Raw genomic sequence first — 21,113 nt, 5'->3', positions numbered from 1 at the left:
AACAAAACCGGGTGCGTGAAAAAACGCACCCGGTTGATTTTTGGGGCAAAAAACAAAGAAACAGCCGCATTCCGAAAGGAATACGGCTGTTGGTGGCTCATCGGGGGTTCGAACCCCGGACCCTCTGCTTAAAAGGCAGATGCTCTACCTACTGAGCTAATGAACCGGATGGCAGGGGCGGCAGGAGTTGAACCTGCGATACTAGAGTCAAAGTCTGGTGCCTTAACCACTTGGCCACGCCCCCGTAACGCAGGAAAAAACGAATAGCCCCTGTATAAAAATGTTCTTCACAACGCGGCAGCACTGTGAAGAAGAAAAATGGGGTGAGTGAAGGGAGTCGAACCCTCGGCCTCCAGAGCCACAATCTGGCGCTCTAACCAACTGAGCTACACCCACCATATTCAACTTTGCTGTGCACAGTGAGACTCGTTTGAATGGTACGCCAGGAGGGATTCGAACCCCCGGCCTACTGCTTAGAAGGCAGTTGCTCTATCCAACTGAGCTACTGGCGCATAGGAATCTGTGCCTGCATGTGACCGATCAAATGGAGCGGGTGATGGGAATCGAACCCACGTGTTCAGCTTGGAAGGCTGACATTCTACCATTGAACTACACCCGCAGGTTTTTCACAATGCTTATATAGTATACCAACCGACCGGGCGGTTGTCAATACTTTTTTCGATATTTTTTTGTGAAAACCTGCGGAAGAAGCTCAGGGGCATCAGGCATTGAGAAGTGCGCCGTAATGCTGGTACATACTGATTGCGAGCGTGACGAGAAAAATGGCGATGAGCAGGCGGGTGCACCACTTGAGCATCTTCTGTTTTTTCTGCCGTTCTGCGCTGTCGCTCTTGCCGCCCTTCTCGACCTGATTCATCAGGATGACTGTCGGGATAAGGACGATGATGAGCGCAATGATTAAAATAAGTCTCCAGGACTGCATGTTTGATACCTCTGTTGATGAAATGGATCGGGAAATTCCAAACAGCGGGCTGAGAGGGCATATGGTTTGCCCTCTCAGCAATGCTGCAATTTAAATCGTGTCAATCTTCACGCCGGATGCATCCGCCGTGACATGCGCGCCGGAGAGCGGGCGCTCCCATGCGGCAATGATGCGGTTTGCCAGCTCGTCCTCGACCTGCTTTTCAATCGTGCGGCGCAGGTTGCGCGCACCGAATTTGACAGAGAACGACTGCTCGACCAGATAATCGACCAGAGCATCGTCCCATGTCAGGCGGATGCCGGTATCCGCGAGGGAATCACGCAGTTGACTCAGCATGATCGCTGCAATGGCGCGGAAATCGTCCTTTGTCAGATGGTCGAACGAAATAATATCATCAATGCGGTTGAGGAACTCCGGCCGCATGATTTCCTCCAGTGCCTTGAGCGCGCGGTCTTGATTCTGCTCGGAGAGCGACTTGCCGAAGCCCACCGAACCGCCGGAGCGGTCAGAGCCCGCATTGGACGTCATGACAATGATGGTGTTTTCAAACGATACGGTGCGGCCCTGTGCATCGGTAATGCGTCCGTCGTCCAGTACCTGGAGCAGGATATTGAGTACATCCGGGTGCGCCTTTTCGATTTCATCGAACAGCACGACGGAATACGGGCGGCGCCGGATTTTCTCCGTCAGCTGACCTGCCTCATCAAAGCCGACATAGCCGGGAGGTGAACCGATCAGACGGGAAACCGTGTGCTTTTCCATGTATTCCGACATGTCCAGACGGATGAGCGATTCCGGCGTGTCGAACAAGTCTTCCGCCAGTGCCTTGACCAGCTCGGTCTTGCCGACACCGGTTGGGCCGACAAACAGGAAGGAAACCGGCTTGTGCTTCGGGCTGATGCCCGCACGCGAACGGCGCACGGCATGTGCCACGGCAGAGACTGCCTTTTCCTGTCCGACAACGCGCCGGTGCAGGCGCTCCTCCAGACCGGTCAGGCGGGAAAATTCCTGTTCGCAGACCTTGGAGGCGGGCACACCCGTCCAAAGCTCGATGACAGAAGCGAGATGTTCGCCTGTCAGCTCCGGCGCCGGGATTTTGCGCAGTTCTACCAGCTTGTTCTCTGTCTGGAGCTCCAGGCTCTTCAGCTCCGCCATGTGCTCATAAACTTCGTTGTTCTGCTCCTGCTGTAACAGATCCTCCTGCTCGCGATGGATGGATTCCAGCTTGTCCGTGAGTGCAGGAATTTCTGCCGTCGCCGGGCTGTCCAGATTCAGGCGGGAGCATGCCTCATCGATGAGGTCAATCGCCTTGTCCGGCAGATAGCGGTCGGTGATATAGCGCTCGGACAGGGCAGCTGCCTGCTGGCAGATTGCGTCCGAAATGTGTACGCCATGGAAGTCTTCATAGTAGCCGCGCACACCCATCAGGATTTTTGCGGTGTCTGCAACCGACGGTTCGTTGATGGAAACCGGCTGGAAGCGGCGCTCGAGTGCGGCGTCCTTTTCGATATATTTGCGGTATTCCGCGAAGGTTGTCGCGCCGATCACCTGAATCTCGCCGCGCGAGAGTGCCGGCTTGAGGATGTTTGCGGCGTTCATCGAGCCTTCGGCATCGCCTGCGCCGACGATGTTGTGCACTTCGTCGATGACAAGGATGATGTTGCCGAGCGCCTTGACCTCGTTGATGAGGCCCTTCATGCGGCCTTCAAACTGTCCGCGGAACTGCGTGCCCGCGACAAGTGCCGTCAGGTCGAGCAGATGGACTTCCTTGTTTTTCAGCTTATATGGCACCTCACCCTTCGCAATGCGAATGGCAAGCCCCTCTGCGACCGCCGTCTTGCCGACGCCCGGCTCGCCGATGAGGCACGGATTGTTCTTCTGTCTGCGGTTGAGAATCTGGATGACACGTTCGGTCTCGCTTTCGCGTCCGATGATGGCATCCAGCTGACCCAGCCGTGCGCGCGCCGTCAGATCGGTGCAGTACGCGGACAGGTTCTTGCGTTTTTTCGCCTCTTTTTTCTTGCGGCGGCGGTCTTCTTCCGTTTCCGCAGCACTGCCGTTCTGGGCAGCGCTGCCGGTAGACGGGTCGCCGTTCTGCGAGAACATCTTTTCGAGGAACGGGAAGGTATGGGTGCGCCCGAAATCAAAGGCGTCATCCGCTTCCTGCTGTGCGCTGACCTCGTCATCGTATTCGGGTTCGTCGTCGTATTCGTCGTCCGAATCGGTGTTGGCGAGCGCGTGCATGTTGGTCATTTCACTGGTAATCTGGTCGAGGTCGTCATCTGTAATGCCCATCTGGCGCATCAGGCCGTCAATCGGCTTGAGACCCAGCTCACGGGCACATTTCAGGCAGTAGCCTTCATTGGATGCGGAACCATCCTCCATCTTGGAAATAAACACGACTGCCACGTTTTTGTGGCAGCGGGAGCAAAGTGGCATATGCATAGGGATATTTTTCCTTTCCGGAGCGTGTGCGGAATATAGAATAGCGGCACGCTCACATAAAAACGGCAGGGCGTGTTAGGCTTCTGTCGGATTGGCTTCAAACAGGGAAACACCGTCATTCCAGCCCACCAGATAACCGGCAATGGAGGAATTTTCCATCACAGACGGTGAGAGAAAACCGACGTCGGAATAGACGGCGGGAACAAACAGCTTGAGTGCCCACATGACGCAGGTACACAGCACAAGACCGGTCGCCGCGCCGAGCACACCGCCCAGCAGTGCGTTGCAGGAATGCAGCACCGGGAGATTGGTGAGCACGCCGAGTGCGGATACAATCACATGAATCAGCAGCTTGGCGAGGAAAAATGCGACGATGAACACGAGAAGATACGCGATGGTCTCACTCACGGAGCGGGAGATGGCGTTGGTCAGTGTCTGCTGGGGATCGCTGCTCGACTGGAGCACATCGAGGGAGACACCATGCGAGGTGAGAATGCCCTGCAAATAACCGGAGATGCCGTTCCAGGTATCCTCCACGGAGCCCACAATCTGTGTCAGCTCAGGCATGCGCTCCACCACGGAGCCGGAGGCGTAAGGCAGGAGCAGTTCACCCACGGGCTGCTTGAAATGCGAGGCGGCGATGAGCGCTGCAACCAGAGAAATCAGGGAGCCAAAGGTGTACGCAACCGTGGCCACAAAGCCTCGCCGCACGCCGAAAAAGGCATACAGGGCGATGATGAGCAGGATAATCCAGTCAATTGTGGTCATAACAGATTCCGTCCTTTCTGAAAATTCCCGGCGGTCAGCTGCGGCTCAGCCGCCGTCGGAATTGAGATCTTTGAGGGGATTGCCAATATTCAGCACGCGTGCCTGGCTGCCAAACAGTGCAATGGCGGAGCCGCCGGAACGCATGTAAACGCGGGATACGCCCGCGAGATTGGTCTGCTGGTCAATTTCGCGCAGGCTCTTGGAATAGAACGTCACCGTGTCGCCCGTCAGCACGGCGAGCCGCCCGTCACAATAGCTGATGGAATCCGGCTCCGTAGAGAGGCTGAGCGGTTGGCGCGAGGCCGTGCCGCGCGCGTTAATCAGCACGATATCCGCGCGGCTGGACTGGGAATACGATTCGGTTGCCAGCGCGACACAGTCATCCGACAGGTCAAACGCAATGAGTGCATCCGCCTGATATTCGGTGTGGTAGCGGATCTGACCGCCGCGCGAGACAACATAGGTCGCGTTGTCACAGACGACGCAGACGGTGTTGTTGCCGAGGTATTTCATGCCGAGCACAAGGCTGCCGTTCATATCCACATTGGTGATGGTTTCGCTTTCGCTCGGTTTTTCGGTCGAATCGATGTCGGTGAAAAACAGTTTCGAGCTGAGTGTCAGCCCTTCCTGTCGGAAACAGAACAGCGCGAGGCGTTTGCCGTCGGGCGAGAGCACCGCCGACATAATATAATAGTCAGGAGACGACCATTTATACAGCTGTTCGTTGTCGATGTTGTATACGGTGACGGCGCTTTTGTAGCCCGCCTCGTCGGTCACAATGGCAACGCTGCCGTTGGAGGAAATGTCTGCGTTGGTCACGGGGGACTGCATGGTTTGTGAATACAGCTCGGACAGCGTATTGGTCACGGTAAAACGATAGGCGCCGCGGTCAAATACCAACAGGTATTGATTGGAGGCGCGCATGACCGGGTTGGCATAGGAGAGATTCATCTCCATCTGTGAATAATTGCTCGGCAGCTCGAAGGTCAGCGTCTTGTCGTTGCAGATTGCGAGCCCGTTGCCGAACGGCAGCATGCATTTGTTTGTACCGGACGGATAGGAGATCACCGTTGTGTCGCCTGCGGAAACATGCGACGCCGCTTTGAGCGACGAGCGGATGTTTCTCAGGCTGGTCGGTGTGAACAGCTGTAAATTGAGCACGAGGAACAGCGCGGAAACGAAGACGAGCAGCCAGCCGGTATAGTGGCGGACGCGGTAGATCATCCGGAGATGGGGGTCTGCGCTGGTCGACAGCAGATAATCGCGCCGGGATTTGCGGCGCGGGAAATTGCGTTTGTTTGTCATAACAGACCTCCCGGTGCGCCCCATTCCTCCGCCAGATGGAAGGCATCCAGCTCCGGCGTGCTGTCATACCACAGCCGGCTCATGTACAGTCCCTGCGGCGGCAGGGTTGGCCCGGCCTGTTCGCGGTCACAGCTGTCGAGAATGCGCCGGACGTCGTCCGGCGGGAATTTGCCCTGGCCCGCATACAGCAGCGTGCCGGAGATGGCGCGCACCATATTGTACAGGAAGCCGTCCGCCGAGACGCGGATGCGCACAAACCGCCCGACAGAATCCACCGAACAGGTAAAAATTTCGCGCACGGTCGATTTGACCGGCGTACCCATCGAGCGCACGGCGGCAAAGTCCTGCCTGCCGATGAAGTGCGCGGCCGCCTGCTGCATGGCGGAGACATCCAGCGGATAGGGGTAAAAATAACTGCGGCTGATCGCGAACGGGTCACGAATCCTGCCCGGGCAAATCAAATAGGTATATTCCTTGCGCGTGCACGAAAAGCGCGCGTCGAACGAATCCGGGACGACGGCAGCACCGGACACCGCGATATCCATCGGAAGATGGGAATTGATGGCGAGCGGGAGCCGGTCCATGGGAATCGTGCAGTCGGCGTGGAAGTTGGCCACATACCGTCGGGCATGTACCCCCGCATCGGTGCGCCCGACGCCGGAAACGGAAACGTCCTGCCCCAGGACAGACGCGACCGCGTCGGTCACCGTCTGCTGGACAGTGGCGGCGTTTTTCTGGGTCTGCCAGCCGTGGTAGGCCGTGCCGTCATAGCTGAGAATGATGGCAATATTCAAAGGACTGTTTTCCTTTCTCGAAAAGTATAACAGGCGGCTATTACAAAAGTATGAACAATTGTAAACGCCTTAAAAATTCTTTTGCCATATCGGTAAAAAATACAGAATTTTTGGGCTTTTGCTCCCTGTCTATTATAGAATACAGACCTCGGGGCAAAAATGCAACGGGCAATATGGCAATTTTTCCGGTTTTATGATACGATAGCAGTGCATTGTTCAGAAAGAGCGCCGTGCAATGGCGCTCTCAGAGGATGCTTTTGATTTAGGAAAAGTAGGTGTAATCTTTTTTGGCAGCAACAAAGAAAACTTCAACAAAGAAAAAGAGCACATCCACCCGCAAAAAAACAGGCAGCGGCACGGGCACGCGAAAGCGGACGTCCTCCGGCAGCACCGCGCGCAAAAAAAACGGGACAGCATCGTCACGGGCGCGTTCGACAGGCCGGACGCCTGCTGCAAAGCAGCAGACCGGTTCGGTCTGGAACCATATGACGGTCGGCTTCGGCCTGCTGCTGCTGGCGGTTTTGCTCGCACTGGCACTGTGCCGCATGGACGGTGTGCTGCTCGACGGACTGCTGCGGCTGTGCGGCGGTTTGATTGGCTGGGGCACACAGGTGTTCTGGGTTGCGCTGTGTCTGGCGGGCGTGTTTGTGCTGTGTGATATGCAGCCGGTGCGTCTGCGCGTGCTGTGTATCCTGACGTTCCCGGTTTTGTGGGGGGCACTGGCGCAGTGCATCCTGCTCGAACCGATGTCCATTTCGTTTACCACCATCCTTCATCTGTGGCAGGAGGGCATGGCACTGCGCACCGGCGGTGTGCTCGGCGGCATGATTGCCGTGATTCTGTCCTTCCTGCTGAGCGCGACCGGCGCAAAAATCCTGCTGGTGCTCGTCATGCTGGTTTATGTGTTCATCGTATGCAATACGACGCCCGCACGCCTGTATCACTGGCTGGTGCGCATGATTGCGGAGGATACGGAGGAGCTGCGCGAGCAGGATATGACGGTCACGCCCGCAAAGCGCGCGAAAAAAGCCGCACAGAAACCGAAACCGGAGAAAAAACGCGGCAATCTGTTTGCCTTCCTGCGCGACCAGCGCGCAAAGCGCAAGGCGGCAAAGCTGATGGCGGAGCAGCAGGCAGCGGAGGAGGAAGACATTCCCGTACAGGAAACAGACACTGCACCGCAGCCATCACCGGCGGAATCGGCGGCCGCAGCCAATGCGCGCGAGCGCTATCAGCGCCGCATGGAGCAGCGCCGCCGTCTGGCGGATGTTCTGCCGGAGGAGCCGGGCGATGCGGAGGATACGCCGCCATGGGATGACGACACACCGCCCTGGCATACCGACAGTGAGGTGCCGCCCGCGCCGCCGGAGGAGGACGAGCCAAACAAGCCGTCCGACCACGAGGTACAGGCACAGGTGCACCGCGAAATTGCCGATGCCATGGAGACCCCGGTGCAGGAATACAGCTTCCCACCGCTGGAACTGCTCAAAGCGGCTCCGCGAACCTCCACGGCGGGCGTGCGCAGCGAGCTGAAGGACAGCTCGGAACGTCTGGTGGATACCCTCGCTTCGTTTGGCATCGAGATGCAGATTATCAACATCGTGCGCGGCCCGTCGGTCACGCGCTTTGAAATGCAGATGGAGCGCGGCATCAAGTTTTCGCGCATCACGGCGCTGTCGGATGACATTGCGCTGGCGCTCGGCGCGGATTCCGTGCGCATTGCGCCCATCCCGGACAAGCTCGCCATCGGCATCGAGGTGCCGAATAAACATGTGCAGACGGTTGCCCTGCGCGATGTTATTTCCTCGCGCGGCTTTGAGCAGTCGCCCGCAAAGCTCGCCGTTGCACTCGGCAAGGACATCACGGGCAGTGCACAGGTCATTGACCTGGCAAAAATGCCGCATCTGCTCATTGCCGGTACGACCGGCTCGGGCAAATCGGTCTGCATCAATTCGATTTTGATTTCCCTGCTGTACAAATCCTCACCGGAGGATGTGCGGCTGATTATGATCGACCCGAAAATGGTCGAGCTGGGCAATTACAACGGCATCCCGCACCTGCTCATCCCGGTGGTCACCGACCCGAAAAAGGCATCCGGTGCACTCAGCTGGGCAGTGGGTGAGATGGAACGGCGGTATGCGCTGTTTGCCGCCGCAGGCGTGCGTGATCTGGGCGATTACAACCGGCAGGTGCGCATGCAGGCAGAACAGGCAGCTGCCGCACCGGAGGACAGCGAAGCGACGCCGTCCGGACGCAGGCTGGAGGCACTGCCGCAGATTGTCATTGTCATCGACGAGCTGGCAGACCTGATGATGGTCGCCGCGAAGGAAGTGGAAACCTCCATCTGCCGCATTGCGCAGAAGGCGCGTGCCGCAGGCATGCACCTCGTCGTCGCAACACAGCGTCCGTCTGCTGACGTCATCACGGGCATCATGAAATCGAATATTCCGTCGCGCATCGCGTTCGCGGTCGCGTCACAGGTGGAATCGCGCATCATTCTGGATACAACCGGTGCGGAAAAGCTGATCGGCAAGGGCGATATGCTGTACTCTCCGATTGGAATGAGCAAGCCGGTGCGCATCCAGGGCTGCTTTGTCAGTTCGGAGGAAATTGAGCGTGTCATTGCACATGTGAAATCCACCTCTGCCGTGGAATATTCGCAGGAGGTCATGGAGCACATCGAACGGCAGGCGGATGCAGACAGCTCATCCGGCGGCTACAATGCCGCAGAGGATGAAGATGAGCTGCTTCCACAGGCCATTACGATTGTCGTCGAATCGGGGCAGGCCTCTGTGTCCATGCTCCAGCGCCGACTGAAGCTGGGCTATGCGCGCGCGGCGCGCCTGGTTGACCAGATGGAGCAGCGCGGCATTGTCGGCCCGTTTGAAGGCTCCAAGCCGCGGCAGGTACTCATCACAAAGGATGACTGGATGCAGATTCAGCTGCGGCAAAAAATATGACAGCGGCAAAACGGGCGAATCAAGGACATGTCCTCGCATCGTTCTGTTCGGACGGGGCCTCGCTCTCGCTGCGCTCGCATGCCACGATCTCTTGCATATTCATGTAGTTTTGTAGTACTATAATAAAAATAACAAAATGTGGAGGTATTTTTCTTATGTCTTTCCGTAAAATCGAGCCGACCGAGCTGCCGGGCAATATTATCGACGAAGTATGCAACAAGTGGATGCTGCTTTCCGCAGGCACGGAGTCGGATTTCAATTTCATGACCGTCAACTGGGGCATGATGGGTGAGCTGTGGTTCAAGCCGGCTGTCACCGTTTATGTCCGCCATTCGCGCCATACCATGAATTACATGGAGAGCAGCGACACGTTTACGCTGACCGCACTCAAGCCGGGTCATGAGGATGCACTCAAGCTGGCAGGCTCCAAGTCCGGCCGCGATATCGACAAGCTGAAGGAATCCGGTCTGACTGCTGCGGTTGTCGACGGCTGCCCGACCTTTGAGGAAGCCGCTTACACCATCGTCTGCAAGAAGATGTATGCCGACGAGATGCCGCCGGAAAACTTCCTCGACAAGGAAGTCTTTGACAAGGCATACACGGATGAAGATTATCATAAGATGTACATCGGACAGATCGTTGCCGCTTACGTCAACGACTGAGTTTTGCACGGAATTTTCCACAGGCTGTGGAAAACAGTGAGCAAAAGCCTCCCGCAAGGGAGGCTTTTGTGCTGTCTGGACGGATTTGCTCACAGTGTAATCGTGACATGCGTGCCGTCGGCGGCATGCACCTCGACCATCCGCAGACCGCGGTGCTGTGCAAAAATATCACAGCACTGTGCCAGCAGGGCGGTGATGTGCTTGCCCAGTTGATTCATACCGGATTCCTCCTTTTTTTGTGTGCCCTTATTGTACCGTCCCGGCGGACGGAACACAAGCGAACAGCAGTTGGTTTCGGCTCAACCATTTGGCGGAAATACAACCGATTGCTTCAACCGGCGGTTGAGACAGATGGGGAAATATTACAAAAAGTATATCTGTTAGATAATTATACAAATATTTGCGCCGCGTGGGATGCGCACCGGGCGGTGGCTGCGCAGATTTCACCGGTCTGTCACAGGCGTGGGAAAAATTTCGGAAAACTATGGTAAATTCGTGATAAAATCCCGTATCATCTTGCGCCCGGCTGTGGTATGATAAATACTGTATCAGAATGTTTACCGGAAATGAGGATTGTATGGCAACAACGCATGACGGCTTTCTGCCGATTTCAAAAGAGGATATGGTGGAGCGCGGCTGGTATTACTGTGACTTCCTGCTCGTGACGGGCGATGCCTATGTCGATCACCCGTCGTTCGGCACGGCGGTCATCTCGCGCGTGCTGGAGGACGCGGGCTATCGCGTGGCGATTTTGTCCCAGCCGGATTTCCGTTCGGAAGCGGATTTTGTGGCGATGGGACGCCCGCGCTATGCCGTGCTGATTAACAGCGGCAACATCGATTCGATGGTTGCGCATTATACCGCCGCGAAAAAACGCCGCCACGATGATTCCTATTCCCCCGGCGGAAAGGCCGGACGGCGGCCTGACCGCGCAGTGACCGTGTATGCCAAGCTGGCGCGCCGTGCATTCCCGGATGTGCCGGTTTATCTGGGCGGACTGGAGGCGAGCCTGCGGCGCTTTGCGCATTACGACTACTGGGCAGACCGCATTTTGCCGACGGTATTGCAGGACGCGGGCGCCGACGGCCTGATGTTCGGTATGGGTGAGCGCTCCGTGCTGGAGATTGCGGCGAACCTCAAGGCGGGTAAGCGCGGTGCGGATGTTGTCCGGCACGTGCGCGGCACAGCATACCTGACGCAGGACAAGGAGGATATTTCCTTTCCGGCAGTGTGGTGCCCGTCGCTCGACGAGGTGCTGGCAGACAAGGTAAAATATGCCGAGTCGGTCAAAATCCAGTATGACCAGCAGGATCACATCACCGGCAAAGCGGTGGTGCAGAAGCATGGACACCGCCTGCTCGTACAGAATCCGCCCGCACTGCCGTTGACCACGGAGGAGATGGACAAGGTCTATGGCCTGCCGTACCAGCGCACCTATCACCCGTCCTATGAGGCGGAGGGTGGTGTGCCTGCGATTGCGGAGGTACAGTTCTCGATTATTCACAACCGCGGTTGCTTCGGCGGCTGCAATTTCTGTTCGCTGGCGTTCCATCAGGGGCGGTTTATTTCCTCCCGTTCGCATGAATCGGTCATCGAAGAGGCAAAGCGCATCGCACAGCACCCCGATTTCAAGGGATATATCCACGACGTCGGCGGCCCGACGGCGAATTTCCGCTTCCCGGCCTGCAAAAAGCAGGAGAAGCATGGGCTGTGCCGTGACAAACGCTGCCTGTTCCCAAAGGCATGCGCCAATCTGGAGGCCGACCACACGGATTATCTGACGCTGCTGCGCAAGCTGCGCGAAATTCCGGGCGTCAAAAAGGTATTTGTGCGTTCCGGCCTGCGGTATGATTATATGATGGCGGATCACAACGACGAATTTTTCCTCGAGCTGGTGAAATACCACATCAGCGGACAGCTCAAGGTTGCTCCGGAGCATATGAGCGACCATGCATTGTATTATATGGGCAAGCCGTCGTTTGATGTATATGAACGGTTCAAAAAGCGCTATGAGCGGATCAATGAAAAGCTGGGCAAAAAGCAGTATCTTGTGCCCTATCTGATGTCCTCGCATCCGGGTGCGGAGCTGAGTGACGCGGTGCATCTGGCAGAGTACCTCAATTCCATCGGCTATATGCCGCAGCAGGTACAGGATTTTTATCCGACACCGGGCACGCTGTCGACCGCGATGTATTATTCCGAAATCGACCCGCGCACCATGAAGCCGGTTTATGTCGCAAAGACCCCGGAGGAAAAGGCGATGCAGCGCGCATTGCTGCAATGGCGCAGACCGGACAAGCGTGCACTCGTCATCAAGGCGCTGATGCAGGCGGGACGGGAGGATTTGATCGGTTACGGCAAGGAATGCCTGATTCATCCGCGTCCGGATGAACATTTCCCGCACCTGCATGACAGGAAAAAACAGGCGGGCTCCGCGCGGCATGGCGGTGCGAAGCCGCGCAAAACGGTCAGCCCGTCCGCGCGCGAACAGAAGCGTCCGGCACCCCGCCGCAAGGCAGGTTGGGCAAAGCCGAAGAAAAAACGGTAAAACAGATGGAGATTTACTATGTGGATTGCAGATAAATGGAAGGAATTTGAAGTGCTCGACTGCGGCCAGGGCGAGAAAGTCGAGCGCTGGGGAAAACAGGTGCTGGTGCGCCCCGACCCGCAGGCCATCTGGCCGAAGCAGAAGGGCGTTTCCGCATGGACACATGCCGATGCGACCTATCACCGTTCGTCATCCGGCGGCGGAAAATGGAACATCAAAAAGCTGCCGCCGCAGTGGGATATCCATTACCGCGAGCTGACGTTCCACATCAAGCCGATGAGCTTCAAGCACACCGGTCTGTTCCCGGAGCAGGCGGCAAACTGGGATTTTATCGACGGGCTGATCCGCCAGTCGGATAAGCCGGTGCGTGTGCTCAACCTGTTTGCCTATACCGGCGGCGCGACGCTCGCAGCTGCTGCCGCCGGTGCGAGCGTGTGTCATGTCGATGCGTCCAAGGGCATGACCCAGTGGGCGCGGGAAAATGCGGCGGCATCCGGTCTGGCAGACCGTCCGATCCGCTGGATTGTCGACGACTGTAAGAAATTTGTCGAGCGCGAAATCCGCCGCGGCAGACGGTATGACGGCATCATCATGGACCCACCGAGCTATGGCAGAGGGCCGACGGGTGAGGTCTGGAAGATTGAAAACGACATTGCGGATTTTATTTCCCTGGTCGCCTGTGTGTTGTCGGATGACCCGCTGTTCTTCCTGGTCAACAGCTATTCCACCGGTCTGTCGCCATCGGTCATGGGCTATCTGCTCGGCACGACGATTGTCCCGCGCTTCGGCGGGCACATTGATTGCCAGGAGCTTGGTCTGCCGGTCAAATCGACGGGGCTTGTCCTGCCGTGCGGCAATACGGCGCGCTGGGTCAACCCGAACCGGTAAACACCTCCCCCTTTCATGGGAACCATCACGATGTTATAGATTCAGAGGTATTAGTATCATGTCGGAAATGATTCAGGCGGAGAATCTGACCTTCCGCTATACGGATTTTTCCCATACGACGCATCTGGCGCTGGATGGGGTGAATCTGACCATCCCATACGGGCAGTTTGCCGCGATTCTCGGACGCAATGGTTCGGGAAAATCGACGTTTGCCAAAAACTGCAATGCCATTGCCCTGCCGTCCGGCGGGCGCGTGCTGGTGGACGGCATCGATACCATGCAGCCCGACCGCATATGGGACATCCGCCGCGCGTGCAGCATGGTGTTTCAGAACCCGGATAATCAGATTGTCGCAACCGTTGTCGAGGAGGATGTGGCATTCGGTCTGGAAAATATGGGCGTTCCGCCGAAGGAGATCCGCCGCCGTGTCAATGAGGCGCTGCGCATGGTAGGTATGTATGAATACCGCATGCATGCGCCGCATCTGCTGTCCGGCGGACAGAAGCAGCGCGTTGCCATTGCAGGAGTGCTTGCCATGGAGCCGAAATGCATCGTGCTCGATGAGCCGACCGCGATGCTCGACCCGCGCGGGCGCGCAGATGTCATGCATGTGCTGCACCGCCTGCATGAGGAAAAGGGCATCACGATTGTATTGATTACCCATCACATGGATGAAGCGGTACAGGCACAGCGCGTTGCCGTGCTCGACAGTGGGCATCTGATTCTCGACGGCACGCCGCGTGAAATCTTCGTGCAGACGGAAAAGCTGCATTCGCTCGGACTGACTGCGCCGCAGAGCGTCCAGCTGCTCGAAGCGCTCAACCGGCAGGCACATGCCGGACTGGAGACCGATGCGCTGACAGTGGAGGAATGTGCCGACCGTCTGGAGGCATGGCTGAAGGGAGGACGCACATGAACGAAAGCAAGCGGGAAGCCCCGATTCTGGAAGTGCGCGGCCTGAGCCATGTGTACAGCGCAGGCACGCCGTTTGAACAGAAGGCACTGGATGATGTCAGTCTTTCGGTGCGCAGGGGCGAGTTTATCGCCATCATCGGGCACACCGGTTCGGGAAAATCGACACTGATTCAGCATCTCAACGGCCTGCTGCGCCCGACGGCCGGACAGGTGCTGTTCCATGGGAAGGATATCTTTTCAAAATCCGCTGACCTGCGCGGTGTGCGGTTCCGCATAGGTCTGCTGTTTCAATATCCGGAATACCAGCTGTTTGAGGAAACCGTCGGACAGGATATTGCGTTTGGCCCGGCGAATATGGGGCTGGGAAATCATGAGATTACCCGGCGCGTCGCGGATGCGCTGGAGGCAGTCGGATTGCCGCAGTCCATCGCGGAAAAATCGCCGTTTGAGCTGTCCGGCGGACAGAAGCGCCGTGTGGCGCTGGCGGGCGTGCTTGCCATGCAGCCGGAAATCCTTGTGCTCGATGAGCCGACGGCAGGGCTTGATCCCGCAGGACGCGAAGAAATGTTTGACCTGATCCGCGGCCTGCACGACAGGCGCGGCACAACGGTTATCCTGGTCACGCATTCGATGGAGGACGCCGCCCGCGTGGCGTCCCGGCTGGTGGTCATGCGCGCGGGGCGCATTTTCCTGACCGGTGCGCCGTCTGAGGTGTTTGCACAGGCGGATGCACTGGAGCGCTCCGGGCTGACCGTGCCGCAGGTCACGAAGATTTTGCTGGAGCTGCGCAGGCGCGGCATACCGGTGGATACCGGATGTTATACCGTTGAGCAGGCGGTGCAGAAGCTGCTCGCCTGCCGGAAGGAGGTGCGCGGATGCTGAAGGATATCACACTGGGACAATATTTCCCGGGCAATACGCTGATGCACCGCATTGACCCGCGCACGAAAATCCTGCTGGTCATGGCGATCATTGTCGCATTGTTTGTATGCAGCAGTGCGCCGGCATATCTTGTTCTTGCCGTGTATATTTTCGGCTTGATTGCAGTTTCCAAACTGAGTCTGCGCATGGTGCTGCGCGGATTGAAGCCGCTGCTGGTGATTATCGTGTTCACAGGCGTGCTCAATCTGTTCCTGACGCCGGGGGATGATATCCTGTGGCGTGCGGGCTTTGTGAGCATTACAATGGCAGGTGTCCGGAAAGCAGCGCTGATTGTGGCGCGGCTGGTGCTGCTGATTGCAGGCGCATCGCTGCTGACCTATACGACCTCGCCCATCCAGCTGACAGATGGTCTGGAACGCCTGCTTGCACCGCTCAAAAGGCTGCATCTGCCGATTCATGAGCTGGCAATGATGATGTCACTTGCCCTGCGGTTTATTCCCACACTGGTGGAGGAAACGGATAAAATCATGAGCGCCCAGCGCGCACGCGGTGCGGACTTTGATTCCGGCAATCTGCTGCACCGGGCAAAGGCGCTCATTCCAATTCTTGTCCCGCTGTTTGTCTCGGCATTCCGGCGGGCAGATGAGCTGGCGACGGCAATGGAATGCCGCCTGTACCGGGGAGATATCGGGCGTACCCGCCTGCGTCAGCTGAAATTTGGCCGCGATGATGTGATTTGTGCGGCATCTGCCGTCCTGTTTCTGGGCGGTGCGATTGTACTTCAGGTGCTGCCCTGACCGAAGTACGACAGGTTGAAAGGAGAGGAATTATGTATCGTTTGATTGCACTCGATCTGGATGGCACTGTACTGACGAGTAATGTGGACATTCTGCCGTCTACGGTGGAAGCGGTGGCATATGCCCGCAGCAAGGGCGTCAAGGTCATCGTCTGTACCGGACGTATTGTGGGGGAAGCGGCTGTTTTTTCCAAAGAAATCGGTGCATCCTCCCTGCTTATTTCTGCGGGCGGCGCAGCGATTTCTGATGTGCGCAATGCGCGCAATGTGAAGGAATGGGCGATGCCGTGGGATATCGGGGCAAGGGTTGTGGAGGCGGTGCAGAACCGTCCGGTGACTGTCATGATTTATGTCGGTGACCGCCTGTATTTAAATCCCTATTCGGATGAGATTCTGTGCAATACCAAGCGCACAGAGGGCTTTTGGGCGAGCAAAGTTGTGCTGCCGGATGTGGCGGCGGCCATCCGTGAGCACAGGTTCCCGGTTTCCAAGGTATTCGCGCGCGGAGATCAGAAGATACTTGCTGAGGCGCTCAGTGAGATCAATCAGCTGCCCGGCATACATATCACACGCTCAGCGGAAAACAATTTTGAAGTCATGCCGGAGGGCGTCAACAAAGGTCTGGCGCTGCGTGAGCTGACGCATGTCATGGGTATTTCCATGGATGAGGTCATGGCCATCGGCGACAGTGACAATGATTCTGATATGCTGAAAATTGTCGGCATGCCGGTTGTCATGGGCAACGGAGATGAAGCGGTCAAGCAGCTGGCGAAATATGTCACCGACACCAATGACAATGACGGTGTCGCCAAGGCGATTTATGAATTTATATAACGATTTCGGGCAAAGCGAAACCGCCGTCCGCAGGGTGCGGAACGGCGGTATTTTTGTGCTGTTTGGCGGTTCATGCCGGTTCATTTCTGCTTTCGGTACTCCGACAGCCGCAGGTATTCATACTGGTACAGCGGCATGTCCGAACCGGTCACATCCACTTGTAAGACATCTCCGGAATTTTTTACGCAGGTATACCGCCAGGTGCATTCCTCCATGCCGTCGGCACTGTACTGCGTGTCTGAGGATTTGCGGTTGTCGTCATCATAAGTCAATTCATGCCAGCCGGTGCAGATATCGCCTGTATAGCTGGTTATTTTTGTGTTGTTGCCATTCCCATCGTACTCAAATTCAGTCACAAGATCGGGCGAGCCGTCGGCAAAATGGAAGGTCCGCCTGGTTTCATTTCCGTTTTCGTCGCGGGTGATGTCACACCATGCGGTCAGCTTGTTGTCTGCGTCATAGGTGCATTCTTTCACCGACCAGTCGTTCTCTCCGTAATCAGTTTTGACTGCCTGCGTCTGTGTTCCGTCCGCGCCATAGGTTGTCCGGCTGATGCACATGCCTCCGTTGTATTCCAGTTCGGCACGCCATTCAAGGGTATCGTCGGCCGCATAGCGGCTTTCTTCCACCATCCAGCCGCTGTCGTGACTGTATTTGTACTCCGTGCGGTACTGTACCGTGCCGTCTGCGGTGTATGCGGTTTCCTGTGTGCGGTTCCCCTCGCCGTCATAGTCATAGGTCAGATAGCTGCCGTCCGCATTGGCCTGTCTGACACAGACATATGGGTTTGGCCTGTCAATCCACCGCGACACAGGCGTTTCACAGCCGCACAGCACGATGCAGGCGACTAACAGGACAAAAAGCAGCAAAAAACGTTTTTTCATTTCCATCCCCTCCGTTTTGTACCATCTGGAATGTATGCATAGTATACCATAGAATGACATGACATGCGGTTACAATATGGAAAATATTGGTTGCAGGATGGAAACAAGAAGAAAGTTTGATTTAATACAGCCAATCGCTTTCAATGCGGTGAATTTCTGTGAAGCATACGATGCGATATGGAATATGGAAATGCAGGAATCCATTTATCTGAAAGCAAAAAACAACCCCTGACAATGGGTCAGGGGTTTGGGCGCATTGGAAGTTATCCCTTGCGGTTGCGCTTCTGCCATTCGCGCGGCGGAATGCCGAATACCTTGTGGAAGGCGCGGGAGAAATGCAGCTGGTTCGGATAGCCGACCGAACGTGCGATGGTTGCAATCGGTGCGGCAGCGCGCTCCAGATAGCTGCATGCGATGCTCATGCGATGGCGGATGAGATATTCCTGTGTGGTCATGCCAGTCGCATCGCGGAACAGCTTGCCGAGATAGCTGCGGTTCAGGCCGCAGTATTCTGCGACGTCCTCAACCGAGATATCCTGCGGGTATTTTGCCTTGATGAAGCGGATGGATTTGTCAACATAGTAGCGCTGGAGGTTGGCAATCTTCGGCTGGCACGGGCGCGGGGTCTCGCGCAGCAGGCAGTCGAGCAGCTCCAGAGCCAGACCGGTCGCACGCAGCGGGCCATACTGTGCCTCCGGATCGGTCAGCCGGGTGAAGGCTGCGACCAGCTCGGACTGGTCAGCCGGAACGGTAGGCGTCAGAATCGGCTTTTGCGGCGTCAGGCCGGCGCGCATCAGGACGGACGACAGCGCTTCGCCGCTCAGCTCTGCCCACATGGCAGAAATCTGCGTGCCTTCCATGGCGGTGCAGTTGACACACTGACCCGGGAACAGCACAACGATCATACCTGCCTCGACGGAGTGAACCGACGAGCCGAGCTTGATGGAGCCGGAATCTCCGGTGAAATATGTGAGAACCGTCTTCTCATTCAGGAAGGGCAGCAGGGGCTTGTCAGCATCGCCGGTATACCGTCCGTACTGACTGAGGGTGACCTCTGCGAATCCTGTCGATTCGCAGAACTGGTTTGTAAGTTCAGCCATAAAAATCTCTCCTTGTTTTCGCGTATCGGCAGTGGGGGGGATCGTGCCGATATATGCAGTTATTCGATCATAATTCTCTCAATTGTATTCATTATACGGAAAAATGGTACATATTTCAAGAGGAAACCTGTAAAATTATTTTGACCATATAAAATTTGCATAAGGGAATAATTTTCGCGTGATATCAGGATGAATGCGAGATTGGGGCAGGGCGGTGGGAGGTTCGCTGAATGTAAAAAAACGGGAGAGAAAAGGAAAAAGAGAAATATCGAATTAATGTGAGTGAAAGTGTATATTTGCGCAAAAAGCGTGGAAAAAAGCCGATGCATGAGACAAAAAGGAACATGAAGAAGGGGGACGCGGGTGCGAATATTTTTTTCTGCTGTTCTATATGGTCTGCACGTGCACGCAATGCGCACGGGAAAGACAAAGGGATATATTTTTACGAAAATCGAGAAAGATTTGCCGGAATTTTTGTTAAAAAAACAGCGGAAAAACACGGAACTTTTGCGCGGAAAGGCTTGTCTCATGGGGATGGTTGTGATAAAGTAAACGGGACGGGTGGTATTGATACGGAAAGCAAAATGTTATGCGGCTCCGACAAACTGCACCGGATGTTTTTTCTTCTTACTTTTTTCGGCACGGTTCATATCGCAGGCAGGCGAGTGAAACCGGTGCACAGGGAATCGCCGACGGGAACTTTCACGGAGGTGGTTCGCATGAAAATTGGATTTATCGGCGCGGGAAAGGTCGGTACATCGCTCGGAAAGCTGTTTGTACAGCACGGCATGACCGTAACCGGCTATTTTAGCAAAACCCCGCAGCACGCCGAACAGGCAGCAGCATTCACACAGTCCCAGTGTTTTTCTTCATTGGATGATGTTATGAACGCGAGCGATACCCTGTTTGTGACCACGCCGGATGGCGTGATCGGACGCATGTGGAACGACATGGCGGCGCTGCCGATCAAAAGTAAATGTATTTGCCATTGCAGCGGCGCGCTGCCCAGCTCGGTTTTCGCTTCGGCGGAGGAGCTCGGCGCGCGGGTATGCTCCGTGCATCCGCTGCTGGCAGTCAGCGACAGGTTCTCGTCCTGGGAGCAGCTGGAAGGCGCGTTTTTTACGCTGGAAGGCAGTGGCTCCGCAGAGATGGCGGCACTGCTGCACGCCTGCGGCGCGCAGACCGCGACCATCGGCGCCGCGGACAAGGCGCGCTACCATCTGGCGGCATGTGTCGTGAGCAATCTGGCAGTCGGGCTGTCCCATTGGGGCATGCAGCTGCTGGAGCAGTGCGGCTTCACAGCGGAGCAGGCACAGCAGGCGCTCACCCCGCTCATCCTGGGCAATGCACAGGCTGTCTGTGCAAAGGGCCCGCGCGATGCGCTCACCGGCCCCGCCGAACGCGGCGATCTGGGAACCATCCGGTCGCATATGGCATGCCTGAACCGGGAGGATCAGGCGCTTTATGCCCTGCTGACACGCAAGCTGTGCGATCTGGCACAGGAAAAGCATCCTGACAGAGATGATACCGCCCTCAGAACATATTTGGAGGGATTGTCATGAAAAACACAGTACTCACGTTTGGACAGGCAAAAAAGGAACATAAGAAGCAGACCATGCTCACGGCCTACGACTATTCGACCGCCAAGCTGATTGACGAAGCGGGCGTGAATTCTATCCTAGTCGGCGATTCCCTGGGCATGGTCTGTTTGGGCTATGAGGACACGCTGTCCGTCACGATGGAAGACATGATCCATCACACCAGAGCGGTCACCCGAGGTGCAAAAAATGCGCTGGTTGTCGCGGACATGCCGTTTATGTCCTATCAGACCTCGACCTATGATGCAGTCGTCAATGCCGGCCGCCTGATTAAGGAAGGCCATGCACAGGCCGTTAAGCTGGAGGGCGGTGCAACCGTCTGTGAACAGATTCGCGCCATCGTCAATGCATCCATTCCGGTCTGCGCGCACATCGGAATGACCCCGCAGTCGGTCAACGCCTTCGGCGGCTTCAAGGTACAGGGCAAGGGCGAGGAAGCAGCGCAGAAGATTCTGGACGATGCGCGCCGCGTGCAGGAAGCGGGCGCATATGCGGTCGTTCTGGAATGCGTTCCGGCAGCACTGGCGAAGAAGATCACCGAAACGCTGGATATCCCGACCATCGGCATCGGCGCGGGCGCGGACTGCGATGCGCAGGTACTGGTGTATCAGGACATGATTGCAATGTTCTCCGATTTCACGCCGAAGTTTGCAAAGACATTTGCCAATGCGGGCGCTGTGATGATGGAGGGCTTCAAGGCATATATCAAGGAAGTCGAGGAGGGCACCTTCCCGGCAAAGGAACATACGTTTAAGATGGATGAAACCATCATCGACAAGCTGTATTAAGAG

18 protein-coding genes and 5 tRNA genes are annotated in these 21,113 nt (G+C 56.5%); 10 read left to right on the top strand and 13 right to left on the bottom strand.

The genetic code is table 11. The annotated features are described in order from the left end of the window. Window positions 1-90: 90 nt before the first annotated feature. The 10 genes from ACLM7Z_RS03735 to truA all read right to left on the bottom strand — a co-directional run bounded on the left by ACLM7Z_RS03735 (window position 91) and on the right by truA (window position 6,255). Window positions 91-166, bottom strand: a tRNA-Lys gene (locus tag ACLM7Z_RS03735). A 3-nt stretch (window positions 167-169) separates the two neighbouring features. Further along, window positions 170-244 (bottom strand) — tRNA-Gln (locus ACLM7Z_RS03730). Between the two features lie 75 nt (window positions 245-319). After that, window positions 320-396, bottom strand: a tRNA-His gene (locus ACLM7Z_RS03725). Between the two features lie 39 nt (window positions 397-435). Then, window positions 436-512 (bottom strand) — tRNA-Arg (locus ACLM7Z_RS03720). A gap of 33 nt (window positions 513-545) precedes the next feature. After that, a tRNA-Gly gene (locus ACLM7Z_RS03715) sits at window positions 546-619 on the bottom strand. Window positions 620-721: 102 nt separating this feature from the next. After that, complete coding sequence (locus ACLM7Z_RS03710) at window positions 722-943, bottom strand: hypothetical protein (RefSeq protein ID WP_087016875.1); 222 nt, start codon at window positions 941-943, stop codon at window positions 722-724. Window positions 944-1,033: 90 nt separating this feature from the next. Beyond that, on the bottom strand, window positions 1,034-3,388 hold the full coding sequence (locus ACLM7Z_RS03705) for an ATP-dependent Clp protease ATP-binding subunit (RefSeq protein ID WP_087016873.1): 2,355 nt from the start codon (window positions 3,386-3,388) through the stop codon (window positions 1,034-1,036). Window positions 3,389-3,463: 75 nt separating this feature from the next. Further along, window positions 3,464-4,156, bottom strand: coding sequence for a CvpA family protein (locus ACLM7Z_RS03700; RefSeq protein ID WP_435645599.1), 693 nt, complete (start codon window positions 4,154-4,156; stop codon window positions 3,464-3,466). A 45-nt stretch (window positions 4,157-4,201) separates the two neighbouring features. Beyond that, entirely contained in the window at window positions 4,202-5,461 is a 1,260-nt protein-coding gene (locus tag ACLM7Z_RS03695; RefSeq protein WP_273349031.1) for a DUF5711 family protein, read from the bottom strand. Continuing rightward, on the bottom strand, window positions 5,458-6,255 hold the full coding sequence (gene truA / locus ACLM7Z_RS03690) for a tRNA pseudouridine(38-40) synthase TruA (protein WP_087016867.1): 798 nt from the start codon (window positions 6,253-6,255) through the stop codon (window positions 5,458-5,460). Before truA ends, ACLM7Z_RS03695 begins: the two co-directional genes overlap by 4 nt. Before the next feature lie 287 nt (window positions 6,256-6,542). Here truA and ACLM7Z_RS03685 point away from each other — a divergent pair, with 287 nt between their 5' ends. Both ACLM7Z_RS03685 and ACLM7Z_RS03680 read left to right on the top strand, forming a co-directional pair. Continuing rightward, window positions 6,543-9,215, top strand: a complete 2,673-nt coding sequence (locus ACLM7Z_RS03685; protein ID WP_108721034.1) for a DNA translocase FtsK — start codon at window positions 6,543-6,545, stop codon at window positions 9,213-9,215. 155 nt (window positions 9,216-9,370) lie between these two features. Continuing rightward, the gene (locus tag ACLM7Z_RS03680) at window positions 9,371-9,877 is read left to right on the top strand and encodes a flavin reductase family protein (protein ID WP_087016865.1); all 507 of its coding nucleotides are present in this window, start codon (window positions 9,371-9,373) and stop codon (window positions 9,875-9,877) included. A gap of 89 nt (window positions 9,878-9,966) precedes the next feature. Here ACLM7Z_RS03680 and ACLM7Z_RS03675 read toward each other — a convergent pair whose 3' ends face one another. Beyond that, window positions 9,967-10,095 carry a hypothetical protein gene (locus tag ACLM7Z_RS03675; RefSeq protein WP_273349032.1) on the bottom strand — a complete coding sequence of 43 codons (129 nt, stop codon included), beginning with the start codon at window positions 10,093-10,095 and terminating at the stop codon, window positions 9,967-9,969. Window positions 10,096-10,454: 359 nt separating this feature from the next. On the opposite strand from ACLM7Z_RS03675, the gene ACLM7Z_RS03670 reads away from it, so the two are divergent. Genes ACLM7Z_RS03670 through ACLM7Z_RS03645 form a run of 6 tightly spaced genes read left to right on the top strand, consistent with a single transcriptional unit; the run spans window position 10,455 to window position 16,740 of the window. After that, entirely contained in the window at window positions 10,455-12,425 is a 1,971-nt protein-coding gene (locus ACLM7Z_RS03670) for a YgiQ family radical SAM protein (protein WP_087016863.1), read from the top strand. 18 nt (window positions 12,426-12,443) lie between these two features. Next, window positions 12,444-13,313, top strand: a complete 870-nt coding sequence (locus tag ACLM7Z_RS03665; RefSeq protein WP_087016861.1) for a class I SAM-dependent methyltransferase — start codon at window positions 12,444-12,446, stop codon at window positions 13,311-13,313. A gap of 58 nt (window positions 13,314-13,371) precedes the next feature. Then, window positions 13,372-14,229, top strand: a complete 858-nt coding sequence (locus tag ACLM7Z_RS03660; protein ID WP_087016859.1) for an energy-coupling factor transporter ATPase — start codon at window positions 13,372-13,374, stop codon at window positions 14,227-14,229. Further along, entirely contained in the window at window positions 14,226-15,110 is an 885-nt protein-coding gene (locus tag ACLM7Z_RS03655; protein WP_087016857.1) for an energy-coupling factor transporter ATPase, read from the top strand. Before ACLM7Z_RS03660 ends, ACLM7Z_RS03655 begins: the two co-directional genes overlap by 4 nt. After that, on the top strand, window positions 15,104-15,907 hold the full coding sequence (locus ACLM7Z_RS03650; RefSeq protein WP_087016855.1) for an energy-coupling factor transporter transmembrane component T family protein: 804 nt from the start codon (window positions 15,104-15,106) through the stop codon (window positions 15,905-15,907). The genes ACLM7Z_RS03655 and ACLM7Z_RS03650 overlap by 7 nt, the downstream gene beginning before the upstream one ends. A 32-nt stretch (window positions 15,908-15,939) precedes the next feature. Continuing rightward, window positions 15,940-16,740 (top strand): Cof-type HAD-IIB family hydrolase, encoded by an 801-nt coding sequence (locus tag ACLM7Z_RS03645; RefSeq protein WP_087016853.1) that lies wholly within the window; start codon window positions 15,940-15,942, stop codon window positions 16,738-16,740. 80 nt (window positions 16,741-16,820) lie between these two features. Here the strand turns inward: ACLM7Z_RS03645 and ACLM7Z_RS03640 are convergent, their stop codons facing one another. Both ACLM7Z_RS03640 and ACLM7Z_RS03635 read right to left on the bottom strand, forming a co-directional pair. Then, entirely contained in the window at window positions 16,821-17,624 is an 804-nt protein-coding gene (locus ACLM7Z_RS03640) for a hypothetical protein (protein WP_435645598.1), read from the bottom strand. Between the two features lie 263 nt (window positions 17,625-17,887). Then, a complete protein-coding gene (locus ACLM7Z_RS03635) occupies window positions 17,888-18,724 on the bottom strand; it encodes a helix-turn-helix domain-containing protein (RefSeq protein ID WP_435645597.1) in 837 nt (278 codons plus the stop codon). 323 nt (window positions 18,725-19,047) lie between these two features. Between ACLM7Z_RS03635 and ACLM7Z_RS03630 the strand changes: the two genes are divergently transcribed. Together ACLM7Z_RS03630 and panB are read left to right on the top strand one after the other, a co-directional pair. After that, the gene (locus ACLM7Z_RS03630) at window positions 19,048-20,286 is read left to right on the top strand and encodes a Rossmann-like and DUF2520 domain-containing protein (protein ID WP_330395830.1); all 1,239 of its coding nucleotides are present in this window, start codon (window positions 19,048-19,050) and stop codon (window positions 20,284-20,286) included. Then, window positions 20,283-21,110: a 3-methyl-2-oxobutanoate hydroxymethyltransferase gene (gene panB / locus ACLM7Z_RS03625; protein ID WP_087016843.1), complete on the top strand. Its 828-nt coding sequence runs from the start codon at window positions 20,283-20,285 to the stop codon at window positions 21,108-21,110. The genes ACLM7Z_RS03630 and panB overlap by 4 nt, the downstream gene beginning before the upstream one ends. Window positions 21,111-21,113 lie beyond the last annotated feature (3 nt).

Origin of the sequence: Butyricicoccus porcorum, from assembly GCF_051246315.1 — a bacterium.
GTDB classification, from domain to species: Bacteria; Bacillota; Clostridia; order Oscillospirales; family Butyricicoccaceae; genus Butyricicoccus_A; species Butyricicoccus_A porcorum.
Note: the sequence above shows the minus strand (reverse complement) of the source record. Positions and strands in the feature narration are given on the sequence as shown.